General features: G+C 35.7%; 12 protein-coding genes. 3 read left to right on the plus strand and 9 right to left on the minus strand.

Annotated features, from left to right (window positions below; translation table 11 throughout):
• Positions 1 to 83: 83 nt before the first annotated feature.
• A complete protein-coding gene (locus E0I61_RS06375) occupies positions 84 to 431 on the minus strand; it encodes a DUF6249 domain-containing protein (protein ID WP_132070175.1) in 348 nt (115 codons plus the stop codon).
• A gap of 141 nt (positions 432 to 572) precedes the next feature.
• On the opposite strand from E0I61_RS06375, the gene E0I61_RS06380 reads away from it, so the two are divergent.
• The 3 genes from E0I61_RS06380 (at position 573) to E0I61_RS06390 (ending at position 3,405) form a co-directional block, all read left to right on the plus strand.
• Positions 573 to 1,169 carry an RNA polymerase sigma factor gene (locus tag E0I61_RS06380; protein WP_132070177.1) on the plus strand — a complete coding sequence of 199 codons (597 nt, stop codon included), beginning with the start codon at positions 573 to 575 and terminating at the stop codon, positions 1,167 to 1,169.
• Positions 1,144 to 1,551, plus strand: coding sequence for a hypothetical protein (locus tag E0I61_RS06385; RefSeq protein ID WP_131993664.1), 408 nt, complete (start codon positions 1,144 to 1,146; stop codon positions 1,549 to 1,551). Before E0I61_RS06380 ends, E0I61_RS06385 begins: the two co-directional genes overlap by 26 nt.
• A 207-nt stretch (positions 1,552 to 1,758) precedes the next feature.
• Positions 1,759 to 3,405 (plus strand): serine hydrolase domain-containing protein, encoded by a 1,647-nt coding sequence (locus E0I61_RS06390; RefSeq protein WP_132070179.1) that lies wholly within the window; start codon positions 1,759 to 1,761, stop codon positions 3,403 to 3,405.
• A gap of 324 nt (positions 3,406 to 3,729) precedes the next feature.
• On the opposite strand, the gene E0I61_RS06395 is transcribed toward E0I61_RS06390, so the two are convergent.
• The 8 genes from E0I61_RS06395 to E0I61_RS06430 all read right to left on the minus strand — a co-directional run bounded on the left by E0I61_RS06395 (position 3,730) and on the right by E0I61_RS06430 (position 13,874).
• A complete protein-coding gene (locus tag E0I61_RS06395) occupies positions 3,730 to 4,872 on the minus strand; it encodes a saccharopine dehydrogenase family protein (protein ID WP_132070181.1) in 1,143 nt (380 codons plus the stop codon).
• A 171-nt stretch (positions 4,873 to 5,043) separates the two neighbouring features.
• Positions 5,044 to 5,667, minus strand: coding sequence for an MCP four helix bundle domain-containing protein (locus E0I61_RS06400; RefSeq protein ID WP_131993655.1), 624 nt, complete (start codon positions 5,665 to 5,667; stop codon positions 5,044 to 5,046).
• Between the two features lie 171 nt (positions 5,668 to 5,838).
• Entirely contained in the window at positions 5,839 to 6,834 is a 996-nt protein-coding gene (locus tag E0I61_RS06405; RefSeq protein ID WP_132070183.1) for a metal-dependent hydrolase, read from the minus strand.
• 177 nt (positions 6,835 to 7,011) lie between these two features.
• Positions 7,012 to 8,124 carry a formylglycine-generating enzyme family protein gene (locus E0I61_RS06410; RefSeq protein ID WP_132070184.1) on the minus strand — a complete coding sequence of 371 codons (1,113 nt, stop codon included), beginning with the start codon at positions 8,122 to 8,124 and terminating at the stop codon, positions 7,012 to 7,014.
• A gap of 45 nt (positions 8,125 to 8,169) precedes the next feature.
• Positions 8,170 to 9,684, minus strand: coding sequence for a sulfatase family protein (locus E0I61_RS06415; protein ID WP_132070186.1), 1,515 nt, complete (start codon positions 9,682 to 9,684; stop codon positions 8,170 to 8,172).
• A gap of 69 nt (positions 9,685 to 9,753) precedes the next feature.
• Positions 9,754 to 11,229, minus strand: coding sequence for an arylsulfatase (locus E0I61_RS06420; RefSeq protein WP_132070188.1), 1,476 nt, complete (start codon positions 11,227 to 11,229; stop codon positions 9,754 to 9,756).
• A 292-nt stretch (positions 11,230 to 11,521) separates the two neighbouring features.
• Complete coding sequence (gene nagA / locus E0I61_RS06425) at positions 11,522 to 12,652, minus strand: N-acetylglucosamine-6-phosphate deacetylase (RefSeq protein ID WP_132070190.1); 1,131 nt, start codon at positions 12,650 to 12,652, stop codon at positions 11,522 to 11,524.
• Positions 12,653 to 12,728: 76 nt separating this feature from the next.
• On the minus strand, positions 12,729 to 13,874 hold the full coding sequence (locus E0I61_RS06430) for a sialidase family protein (protein WP_235832074.1): 1,146 nt from the start codon (positions 13,872 to 13,874) through the stop codon (positions 12,729 to 12,731).
• Positions 13,875 to 13,970 lie beyond the last annotated feature (96 nt).

Genomic DNA, 13,970 nt, shown 5'->3' on the forward strand with positions numbered 1-13,970 from the left:
ACAATAAAAGAGATGCCGTGAGACATCTCTTTTATTGTTTTAAATATTGAAAAGGAATATGCTTAATTTTTGAATGCAAATTTTTATTCTTTATCTAATCTTTCGGTCATTTTAAAACCAGTCAATAAACCAGTACCTGCCATTAGGAATATCACTCCAGGGTATAAGGCTTCATTTGTAACGCCAAAAACGTGTTGTATACTCAAAGCTATTAATATGCCAGCTCCAATTCCCATTAGTAATAAGGCAAAATTTAAGATAAGCACTTTCGCTATTGGAGCAGTCTCTTGTCTTTTTGTCATGAAAATGCTGGCGTCTATACCTTTCTCAATAAGTGCTAAACGTTCCTTGTTTCGGGTTGAAAAAAATAAATAGAATACTCCGAAGATTGCTCCGAAAATGATAATTAGGATAAAAACTTCTGGTCCCATAATAATTTGTTTTTAATTGGTTACTTTTAATGTGTTCCTAGCTTAGGACGATAGAAGCTCAACTTTGGTTACAACTTTTTTCAAAAACTTTTTTTAATTTAACTGTAACCAAAACCCATTTGTTGTAGTCTTAACTAATATATGACCCTAATCGACGATCAATATTACATCACAAAAATAGTAGAAGGTGACACCAAAGTATTTGCCGTTTTGGTTGATCGTTATAAAGATTTGGTTTTTACCTTGGCTTTGCGAATGCTTAAAAACAAGGAAGAAGCAGAGGAAGTATCACAGGATACCTTTATTAAAGTGTTTAAGTCTTTAAATAAATTTAAAGGAGATTCAAAATTTTCAAGTTGGATTTATAGAATAACCTATAATAATTGTTTAGATGCCTTAAAGAAATACAAACAAGAATATCAGTGGGTCACTATAGATGAGTATACAGAGCGTCAAGTGGTAACACTAGACAATGCGTTTGATGCTTTAGTAGAAAAAGAACAGCAGCAAGCGATAGAAGATTGTTTGCAAAGACTGCCTAACGAAGATAGTTTTTTATTAACCCTGTATTATTTTGAAGAGCAATCATTAGATGAGATATCAAAAATAATGGGGTTGACAGCTAATAATGTCAAAGTGAAACTCTTTAGAAGCAGGAAAAAGTTAACTTCCATATTAAAAGAACGATTAGAGCCAGAAATAATTGAACATTATGAACGAAAACAAACAAATGGATAACTTATCAAGAAAAGTTATTAGAAAAGCCTCATTAGAGTCTCCTTCATTTGATTTTACTACTCAAATAATGGCACAGCTCACGGTTTTGAAGCAAAGCGAGACTACCATTTATAAACCTTTAATTTCAAAAAAAGGATGGTTTGTTATTTTTGGAGGTTTTGCAGCTTTGGTAGTTTATGCGATTATTGGAGAGCAACCACAAATACCAGAATGGTTTGATACAGTAGGTTTTAGTACTCTTTTAAATAATAAAATTTTAGGAATATTTTCTAGATTGACATTTTCTAAAACACTGCAATATGCTTTATTCTCTTTGTCTATAATGGTGCTCATTCAAGTTTATTTGTTTAAGCGTTATTTATATAAGAGATTTGAGGTTTAATAAAAAATTTCACTTCCACAAATTGTATTTATGTTTTATATTATTGATTTTAAGCTTGGTAAGTCCAAATTTAGTTTGATTACGAAGGCTGTCCCGAATCTTGGGTTTTGAAAAGTATCACATTCAACATTAATAACATTAGTTCGATTATTAAACAGTTATCTACCATTTTAAAAGACAACATTGCAAACATTAAAGAACAGAAATATGATGAGACGGCTTGCTATTTTAACCACAATTTTCCTGACAACATTCAACCTGTTTGGACAGACAATTGATTTTGTAAAAAGTGATATTATTACTTATCCAATTCATAAAGCAAACGTTGGTAAAATTGCTTTTATGGGTAAGACTGCTCCTATTGAAAATTTTAAACAATCTGACTTTCTAACATCATTTGAATTAAAAGAGAAAACCGACCTTAACATCAGAGTTTTTTTAGGAAATTCTCTGACAAATTCTCTTCATTTACTTTCGTCTCAATCAACCGCTGACGAACTAACTAAAAATGGAAATTATCAATTCACATTTTTCGTTGACAACCAAAAGATTTATGTTGAAAATCTCAATGTTGGGGCAGGAAGTGCTGACAGTAAAAATCAAAGAACAGTTTTTAGAATTCCGTTAATAAGTTCTACCAATGAAGATTCTTGGGGTAGATTTCTTTGGAATAGATTTTTAACGAATGGCGGACAAGAAGCATTTACAAATGGAGAACATCTTTTTAAAATTGAAATCAGGCCTTACTTAAAACTGACCGAAGTGTTGACTGGCAATATTATTGCTGAAGGCCAAATTAAAATCAAAGTTCCAGAAATTAAAATCAATGAAAAATTGGTTAAAGTTCAGACCATAAAACCACTTAAAGACTGGCAAATTTCAACAGAGAAAATTGATACCGCTAAAATTGAAGAACTAAACCGAAAAATCGCAATACAATCCTATAAAGATATAACAAGTGTTGTTGTAATAAAAGACGGTAAACTTTTAATTGAAGAGTATTTTAACGGAGCAACTCGTGAGTCACTTCACGACACACGGTCTGTTGGAAAATCATTTGCGTCAACTCTTTTAGGTATCGCAATTAAAGACGGTTACATAAAAAGCGAAACACAAACCTTAAAAGAATTTTACAACCTAAAATCCTTTCAAAACTATTCCTCATCAAAAGATAGTATTACTTTAAAAAGTTTGCTGACAATGAGTTCAACTTTTGACGGTTCCGATATAAATTCTGAATCATTTGGTCACGAAGAAAATATGTATCCTACAAAAAATTGGGTTGACTTCACTTTAAATTTACCAATTGACAAAACAAAAGTAGCAGACAAGCAGTGGGATTACTTTACAGCTGGTGTTGTAGTTTTGGGCGACATCATTCATAAATCTGTTCCAAATGGTTTAGATAAGTATGCCGACAAAAACCTATTTCAACCTCTCGGAATTACAAAATATAAATGGCAGTTCACACCTCAAAAAGTAGCTAATACAGCAGGTGGTTTACAATTGCGTTCGTTGGACTTTGCGAAGTTTGGGCAGTTATACAAAAATCAGGGTACTTGGAATGGCAAACAAATTCTGTCACAAGACTGGATAGCAAAAAGTTTATCACACCAAATGACAATATCAGAAGACGAGTATTATGGTTATCTATTTTGGAATAAAAGGTACAAAGTAAATGGCGTGAATTATGAAGTTTACTATTCGAGCGGAAATGGTGGCAATAGAATTTTTATTTTCAAAGACCAGCCAATTGTAATTGTAATTACTTCGACAGCATATAATACTCCATACGGACAGAAACAAGTTGACAAGATTATGCAGGACTATTTAATACCAGCAATTACGAAATGACAAGAAAAAATATAACAGGCGTTTGGAAAAAAAGCGGGATCAGTGCTTAAATGAAGTTTTGTGCTTCGTATCAAATTCAGTGCAGGCAGACAGTTTTTTGATTCGATATTCGCTTCTTTGACAAGTGCCAAACCATTGATTTACAAAGAGGTTTGGGCTCCAGCAAGGTTTCCAAAACCTTGTAGGTATTGTTCTTCTTGCATCCAAATACCTACAAGGTCGAAAAAAGACCTTACAGGAAAATACAAAATAATAAAATACTGATATTGAATTGATTAAAAAATAATTAATAATCGAACTCAGGTTAATACATTATTACCGTGTTTATAATTTCCCATAAACATGTACAATATAATTCCCATTTAAAAATTGTACTGGATCAATTTGGCTTTGCAAAACAACTCCGCTATGAGGCGTTTCGAGTAATAATTGGGCTGCTTGCGCTAAGGGTGCTGCCGTAGTTGTTTGGATGGCTCTCAATTGATGTTTTCCTACTTTTTGAGGAAGTATACATTTAGCGATCTCTCGTCTGCGCAAAATTCCAGCTGCATCTTTGCCTTCTACAGCTGCATACAAAACAATTTTGTCGTCTTCAATATGAGGGATTACAGCTTCCATTTTTTCTTGAAGAGTTTTAATTGCGTCCGATGTATTTCCTAAAGTAGTAAGTTGCTCTTGTACCCAAGCATAATGCCCTTGATGACGTAAGGTTTTGTAGTCAAGTGAACGCACCTTTCCTAACAATGCATCTGGTAAATCTGCTGCGCCACCAGAGGTGAGATCCTCTTCATAAGCAATGCCGTCAATAATAACAGTAGCTTTTTCCGACAATGAAGGTAGTATAGTTTTTTTAAAATCCCTTATGACTATGGTTTCTTTCAGATATTCGGTAGCAACACCCACCGGACTCCAAGTAAATCCATAATAATGCGGAGCAACAGCGTGATTGGTCAGAGCACCAACTTTCATTTCTAATTTATCCACTTTATCTACTCCAAAGTCTCTACAAAACTGTTGGAAAAGACCATTGGCGAGCAAGTCTATGTAGCCGGGAGCCAGACCAGTTTGAAGCACAAAACCAGTTTTGGCATCTTTTGCCAAAGTCATTATTTCTTCGGTTTCTGAAACATATTCGGTGAGATTAGCATAATGAAGATTGAAATCTTTGGCAAATTGGGCTATCCTTGGTGCTTGGCTACCCGGTAGGCAGTCTAGAATGATATCTCCTTGACGCAAGATTGCTGCCATTTGCTCCGTCAGGCTTTTCTCAGCAAGGTGAAAGCCGGAAACGGAGCAAGGTTTCGTTGTGCCTTCTTCAATCCAAAGAGCCACTTTTTTTGCTTTTGAATGGGTTCTGTCACCAATAAAAAGAGTAGGAGGGACTTCGCTCCATTCCATCAATAACAAACCTGCAGCTTCGGCAATTCCACCAGCTCCGGCAATAATAATAGTGTGATGCTTTTTCATATACTAAAGTTACTATTTTTTCTTGATTTAGTATTTGGTGGTATGCGTTAATTTATTGACTTTTAAATAATTGTGTTTACGTTAACTGCGTCACAGTTGGATTTTTTGTATTGTACGCTGGTTGAATGACAATAATTAATTCTCATAGTATAAAAATATTTCAGCATATGATTAATTCATACTTGGAGATTGGGGTATTTTGATCTTATTTTTCTTCGCCATTAACAAATATAAAGACACCGCACCTAAAATAACCAGTAAAGCAATCTGAAGTTGACCAAACGTGTTATTACCGTAATGCAAGGCATTTGAGTTTGACAATTTTGATCTGCCTTCCTTAATTTGAATTTGTGATAGCTGTTCCAATGTTTGTAAAGCCTGATTAGTGGAGTAAACTACTTGATGCCAATTTCTATTTTTGGTTTGTTCATTAATCGCAGAGGAAGAAGCCAGAAATGATGCAAAGGATATTTTTTCTTTGGGGGTTAATACCGTTTTTAAATATAATTTATCTATGTTTTGAATGTTTTTTAATGCGGTTGTAATCTCCTCCTTTTTTTGGGTGTCATTTAGTTTTATTTGTATTGCGCTTGCTTTTATAAAATGAAGTTCATTTGCATACTGAAAGATATATCGGGCCACGACCAATCTGTCATTGTAGACTGCATTGATATTCTCATTTGCCTTTTTGGAGTTTTGTAGCGTATTGAAATTGCTTACTATAATAATAAGCATAACAATAAGTATAACAAAAGCCGCTTTTGTTTTATTACTATATTTTTTTAGATCTTTCATGGAGATGGATTTTTATGGCTACTGCAATATAAGGCATTGTTTTGGATTTGTTTCAGCAACAGAAAAGATTACAAAAAAGCACCAAAGGTTATTTTTTAAAATTACCTTCTTTACTGTACTATCATCCTAATATTCTGCATAACAGATCCAATAATTTTCTATTCTGGATGATTAATTTCCTTTTAATCGTTTGAAAATCTTCTGAAGTAATCGTTTACCATCTCGTTTTTCTTTGGTTACTTCAACAGCTTTTAATTCTGAATCGGTTTGGATAAATTTATAACTGAAAGCAAACTGTGGCTGTTTTGGATTATCATTTAGCAAACCAAAACGTAAATCATTGAAGTATAAGGTCTCGTTTTGTTTAGAAACGATATACCAGCCCTCACTTACTTTTTTTAACTTTTCAAAGTCAGAATTCCCTATTAACTGGCGGTCCAAATCTGTATTCTTAGCATAGGAGGTAAACGAAATTGGCTGACTGTCAAAAAGGGAATAATCCCCTAATAAGTATTTATCAGAAGTTGCTATGTTCGCATTCCATAAAATTAGGTTGAATGCTGTTGGTTTTACTATAATTTCAGAATATTGGATTTCTTGCTTCGTTAATGCTTTTTCAAATTGGTTCAAAGCATATAGTTTTATAAAACAGGACAAGAATAAATAAGCACTGCTGATGTATAAGCCTCTCCTAATATATTTTTTACGAAGCAATACTTTGTTTGTTTTCCAAACTATTATCAATGAAAGAAGTAATGGAATAGTGTATAATGGGTCAATTACAAATATTGTTTTTAATGCAAATCGATGGTTAAGCGGCCATAAAATCTGTGTGCCCCAGGAAGTAAACATATCGAGTAATACATGGGTGAATAAGCACCAAAACACCATCGATGTTGCTCCAAGAAAGTTAATTTTGTTCTTTTCTATTTTTGAAATAATCCAACCCAAAAAAGGAGATAGAAACAGAAATAATATAAGAGAATGACTTATGCCGCGATGAATCATAATCCCATCAATCGGATTCAAAAATAAACCGATTACTACATCTAAATCAGGAATTGTTCCTAAAATCGCACCATATAAAAAGGTTCTGTTTTTAAGTTTTTTGCCTACACATACCTCGGCAACGGCAATTCCTAAAACAATTTGTGTTAATGAATCCATTTATAGTTTTACTTCCCAATGCAGGAATTAGCAACCCCGTGTTTGCATGCCATTATTTATTGATGACGTCTTTAGAGTCTCAGAAGTATCTAAAAGGGCACATAATTCAGCGGTTGGTACAAAGTTATAAAATATTAGTATAAGAGTTTTGAAGTTTAGGAACAAAGTAAAGCACCATTATTTGGCATCAGCCACACACCTGAAACCGGTATGCTCTAGACCGGTATCGGGAGATGATTTCATACGTGCTGTAACCCGATATCCTTTGCAATAGGAAGCATTGCAAAGAAAAGAACCGCCACGAACCACTCTTTTGGGAACGGTAGGCTCCATGGGATCGTAGCTTCTTGCCGGACCTTTCGGGTTAATCAAAAGACCGTTGCCCAACTCCTTATAATAGTCAGGTGTATACCAGTCGCTGCACCATTCCCAAACATTACCCGCCATATCATACAATCCGAATTTATTAGGGGCAAAAGATTTTACAGGAGCGGCTCGTTTAAATTTATCTGCAACCGTATTTAAGTAGGGAAATTTTCCTTGCCAGATGTTTGCTTTTGGCTTCCCTTTTTCGGGATCTTCATCGCCCCAAAAATATTTCTTGTCAACTAATCTGCCTCGAGCGGCAAATTCCCATTCGGCTTCCGTAGGCAATCTTTTACCAGCCCATTTTGCATACGCATTAGCATCATCCCATGAAATATGCACCACGGGATAATTATCTTTTCCTTTGATACTGCTGGCGGGTCCTTGCGGATGCTTCCAATTCGCATCTTGGGTCCAACTCCACCATTGCGAGGCATCATTTAACTCCACCGCCGAAGAAGTTGGTGTAAAGACTAAGGAAGCTGTAACTAGTAAACTCTCGTCTGGTTTTGGTGTGTCTGGAGGCAACTGTTTTTTCATTTCTTCCCAATCCGGTTTTATTTCAGCAGTGGTGACATAGCCCGTTGCATCGACAAATTTTTTAAATTGGGCATTGGTAACTTCAGTAGCATCCATCCAAAAACTATTCATTTTTACTGGGTGTTGCGGGTATTCATCAGACCTTCCTTCATTATCTGAAGCGCCCATCATAAATTCACCCGCAGGTATCTGCACCATTCCTTCATAAGAAACCGTCCCTGATTTATTGATGGCAATGGTGTCTTTTGTTGCCGAAAAACGGGATGGAAGCCTCGATTCACAACTCATCGCATCATTAGTAGCCTTAGAAGTTTTGTCAGGCTTCTTATTACAAGCTCCCAGTGAAAATAATAGTAATCCCAGAATAACTGCCTTATACTTCATTTATATTTTTATTAAATCTAATTGCCAAATTTAAAAGTAAATAATTTAATCGCTCTGCTTTTTATCTTTTGCTTTTTGCAATAAGGCCGCTAACTCATTTACCCTCATCGGATGTTTATCCGCAAGATTATTTTTTTCTCCAATATCAACACTTAAATCATACAACTGTGGTTGTTGGTTATTCCCTAATTCTATATTGGTAGCCGTATTCATCGCCGGTCCGTTATTTGGCTCGATGTATTTCCAATTGCCCTGAACGATGGCCAATGATCCTAATCCCTGTTCAACCAAAACAGTCCGGCCTTTTATAGATTTTCCCAACATAACGGCTAACATATCTTCACTATCTATGGCATCATTTTCCTTCAATTTAATATTCAACATCTTGGAAAAAGAGCTAAATAAATCAACCTGACAAAGCAAAGCATCAGAAACACCCTGTTTTGTTTTCCCTTGCCAACTCACAATAAATGGAATTCTTGTGCCGGCTTCAAATAAACTATATTTTCCGCCACGTAAAACGCCTGCAGGTGTATGCCCATTTAGTTTTGAGACCGCTTCATCCTGATAACCATCATCGAGCACAGGGCCGTTATCGCTGCTAAAAATGATGATGGTATTTTTTGAAATGCCAAGATATTCCAATTGCTTCATAATTTCCCCTACCGTCCAGTCTAATTGCAAAATCGCATCGCCACGATAACCCAACTCGCTTTTTCCTTTAAACATCGTGGAAGGCATGCGGGGCACATGTGGTTCAGTCAACGTATAATAAAGAAAAAACGGTTTGTGTTTATTTGTTTCGATAAATTCTTTTGCTTTTGATAAAAAAGTCAACGGCATTTCTTCATCGGTCCATCGGGCTTTATTGCCGCCGCTCATATAACCAATGCGCCCAATCCCATTTACAATCGTATTGTTATGTCCCTGCGCCGGAGAAGATTGCATTTTTAATAATTCAGGATGTTCTTTTCCTGTTGGATCATTCCCAACTATTTTTTTATAATCAACCTGAATGGGATCGGCGAGATCCAATGCAACTACCCGATGATTTTCGACAAACACTGTTGGCACACGATCTGCAGTAGCTGGGAATATAAACGAATAATCGAAGCCCACTTCGTTAGGTCCTGGTTTTAATTCGCCATTCCATTCTTTTTCTAAACTATTGCCCAATCCCAAATGCCATTTACCAACTATACCAGTTTGGTATCCTGCTTTCTGAAACAAGGAAGGTAAAGTTGTTTTATCCGTTGGAACAACTAAAGCGGCATCACCGGGTAGAATTCCCGTGCCTTTTTTTCGCCAAGGATATTGCCCCGTCATTATTGCATAACGAGAAGGTGTACAGGTTGCTGAAGTGGAATGCGCATTGGTAAACCGAATGCCTTGCTTTGCCAGCTTATCAATATTGGGCGTATTGATTTTTGTCGCACCATAACAACTTAGATCACCATAACCCAAATCATCTGTTAAAATGATTATCACATTTGGTTTTTGCTGAGCAAACAGTACAGTCGTTAGCAAACATACAATTAGCATTGTCCCAATTTTATTCATACTTAAAGCTTATTAATTATTTATTATTGTATTGGAAGTTCCTTAGAACCGCCCGTTAAATCTCTTTTTTTATTTTTCAGAAAACTTCGGATTTATAAATTCCCAATCTTTTATATGCGATGACTGATGTTCTTTTTTCAGAATCTCTTCAAACTTTTTTGCAAGCTCCGGATGCAGAACAGCAAGATCAGTCGTTTCTTTTTCATCCGTAAGAAGATTGTAGATTTCCCAAGGGGCATTCTTATTTTTCTTCATATTACTCTTAACCCCTTTCCAGTCTCCCATTCGAACTGCTACCTGACCGCCTTTTTCGGGAAATTCAAAATAAAGATAGTCGTGTTTCTTTTGCTTATTATCATTCCCCATTAAAGTTGGAAAAAGCGAAATTCCATCATTATCCCATGCTTTCACTCCTGTAATTTCAGACAAAGTTGCCATCATATCAAATTGTGCAGAAATGTGATTGGTTACTTTACCCGCAGGAATTTTACCCGGCCAACGCGCAATAAAAGGCTCACGAATACCTCCTTCGTATAAGTCCTGTTTTTTACCTCTTAAACCACCAAAACTATTGAAAAATTCCGTGTCAGCTCCGCCCGCTTTAAAAGTAGCACCATTATCGCTAGAGAACATCACTATCGTATTTTTATCTAATCCAAGCTCTTTCAACAACTTCATAATTCGGCCAACTTGTTCATCCATATAGGTAATCATGGCCGCGTAAGTAGCTCTAGGATACAGCGCAGAAGCATATCCATTTTCTCCACGGTAAGGCTTTTCGTCAAATTGGCCCAAGTATTCTTTCACCGCTTCATCCGGTGCCTGAAGTGAAACGTGTGGTCCTGTGTAAGGCAAGTATAAAAAGAATGGTTTCTTTCTATTTTCTTTGATAAAGTCCAAAGTCTTCTCCGCCATTTTTGTTACCGAATACTCTTTTCCTTTGAAATAATCAAAAGCAGTATCTGGAGCATCTTTAGCCAGTGGTTTGTGCACTTGTATGTACGGATTCTTCAATGTATCCCATTTTCCATTCTCCCAAAGATGGGTCGGATAAAAATTATGCGCTTGTTTCTGGCAGAGGTAACCGTAGAAATAATCAAAGCCCTGTTTGTTTGGGTCACCGGTTGTTGTGTTCATGCCTAATCCCCATTTACCGATGGCTCCCGTGGTATAACCCGCCTGTTGCATCAACTTTGCAATCGTGAAAGTGCCTTCCGGCAATGGCATTTGTCCGCCCTCGTTCTCATCTTCAAATCCGCCTAATTCATAATTCCCCCGAATATAGGAATGCCCGCTATTCTTTCCGGTCATCAACATACAGCGCGAAGGTGCACAAACGGGTGCACTAGCATAATGTTGGGTGAATTTGATTCCTTCCTTGGCAATTTTATCTAAGTTGGGCGTTTTTATTTTTTCTTGGCCATAAGCCCCTAATTCTCCATACCCCATATCATCGGCATAAATGTAAATGATATTTGGTTTTTGCTGGGCAAATACAGCACAGGTTACCAAACACGTGATGATTAATGTCCATATTTTGTTCATATTTCCGAATTTTATTCTTTTATTAAATCCAATAAACCTTAAAACTTCTTCCTAGGGATATCTCTTGAGAAGTAATTTTTTCCAAAATACTGCATTATTAGCGACGAAAACAAAAAACACCTACCAGAAAAAATGGAAGTTATTGATTCCAACATAAAATCATCAAAAAAACTTAAAACTTCTTATTAATTAAAAAAGAGGTGCTTTAGAATAAAAGCACCTCTTTTTTAAAACCAAATTCAAAACAAAAAATCAACCAATTTTTAAAATTTTCACTTTTGGCGAAAGATTTTTAGGGTGTTAATGGATTGAAATTTAAGGTTTCGATTACCGATAAATCATCGTTAAATGTAACAAAACTAGCGGGGAATCCAGGTTTTATTTTTCCAATTTTATTTCCCATATTTATAGCACTTGCCACACGACAAGTAGCCATTTTAATTGCTTCATCCGCAGATACATTGAGATGGTTAAAGGCATTTTGTACGGCTTCTTGCATCGAAATACTGGCACCGGCTAAATTGCCCTCGTCGTTTCTGTAAAAACCATTGTCGAGATGCGCATCAAAATTCTCCCATTTAAAACTGGCAACTTTTCGCCCTAAAAAGGCGGCGTCACTAATTAAAAAGAATTTATCTTTCTTTAATTTATACGCCAGTCTCGCTGCGGCATAATCGCAATGGGCACCGTCTAAAATAACAGGGGCATAAACGCTTTCATTTTCGAAAGTTGCACCAACCAAGCCGGGTTCACGATGACCAAACTGTGTCATAGCATTGAATAAGTGTGTCACGAGTTTAATTCCTTTAGAAAAATAATATTGTGCTTGATCGTAAGTCATTGTTGAATGTCCTGCTGAGATAACAATACCACTTTCTAAGAGCATATCAAGTTGCTCATCAGAAAAGTATTCTGGAGCAATAGTGATTACTTTTATCACATCTTTTCCATAGCGAATGATTTCCTCTAATTCGGAATTTGTAGGTTTGCGAACCTGATTAATACTATGCGCACCGCGTTTTAGAGGATTTAGAAACGGACCTTCTAAGTGCATTCCCATAACTCCGTTATTGTATTTTGCTTTATAATTACGAATGGCTTCAATTCCTTGATGAATAGTTTCATTGGATGAAGACACTAAGCAGGGCAGGGTATGGGTAGTGCCGTATTTTAAACTCGAATCATAAATATCCTGAATGGTTTCTTCAGTGGGAAACTGACTGAAATAATGCTTTTCTCCACCATTTATTTGGATGTCTATAAATCCTGAAGAGATATGTTTTCCTTTTAAATCAATTTGTTTAACATCATTTGGTATTTCTTTTTGAACCGAAAGGATTTTTCCGTTTTCTATAATAATAACACCGTTATCAATTATTTCATCTCCAGTATGAACGTTGGCATTAATAATAGCCTGTTTCATTTTTTAAGTTTTTATTTAGTATATAAATTAAAGCCCTCTATGAATTCTGAATTCATAGAGGGCTACTAATTGTTATTTATTTCTTTGTTGATTTTCTTTTTTTGGAAGGCTTTTTGAATTTATCCTTTCCATCAGTAAGCCATTTTAAAGAAAAGCTAACAAACGTATTTTGAGTGTAGTCATCTTTCTCAAAAAACACACCGATATCTCCATTTTTTAGTACAGTAAGGGAAGAATATGCTGAGCCACCGCCATATATTGTTTTTCCTTCTGTCCATATTTTTCCTTCGTCATAACTAATACGAACGGTCAAATTCATACGTCCTTTTTCCATTTTAGCATTAGAAAAAAGGATTCTATTTTTGTTATATCCATCTGCTTTAGCAGTGTATCGAACGATACCTGCATTACAACCTGGGTCTATTAACTTTGGTTCGGGTTTACTGCTCCATGTTTTTCCTTCATCAGTTGAAATATGTACATAGCGCATGCCGCCCTTATTTACTCTTGCATTGACCATCCAACTTCCGTCAGCCAATTCGATGATTTTTGATTCATCTGCCGGTTTTATTGGAGTATCAATAAAATACCATGATTTCCCATGATCATCGCTGCCAAAAATATACAAGCCACTATTTAAATTTACCAAAGTATGCAATAACTTCCCATTTTTTGTTTGAATTCCACGCCCCGATGTGATGAATTTAAAGTCTTTATGCCATTCCGGCTTCGCGATTTGACTGGTAATATCTTGTGGTTTACTCCAAGTTTTACCATTATCAGCACTCTTTACAACGTGTAAATAATAAACATCTTTTTCTTTATCTAAATCCATATAATTATAGAACATAAAGATTTCATTGGTTTGTTGATCTACAATCATCGAAGGATCTGATGCGGATTGCCCAAAAGGAAAATTAATCACTGTTTCAATCTCAGACCAGGTTTTACCATTATCGGCACTTCTGCGTAGAACGATGTTGATGTCTTTACTCCATTTTAAATCGCCGCACGAAGGTACACGTTCATCTATAGCAGCAACAAGATCGCCATTTGGGGCTGTAACTATAGCTGGGATTCGAAAGCAGGAAACACCTTCAACCATAGATGTATTAAATAAATCCTGATGTGTGATTACTCCATCTGCTATTTTATAGGTTTGATTCTGAGCTGAAAGCCCCGTTGCAGTGATTAATAATAGTGATATGAAAATTTTTTTCATGATAAAAATAGATTTAAGATTATTTTGTATTTCGGGGCTATTGAAAAAATTAATATTAAAAACGGTTCTAGGTACATTTTGTTATATTTCAATTTA

This window comes from Flavobacterium ranwuense (genome assembly GCF_004349315.1).
Taxonomy (GTDB): domain Bacteria; phylum Bacteroidota; class Bacteroidia; order Flavobacteriales; family Flavobacteriaceae; genus Flavobacterium; species Flavobacterium ranwuense.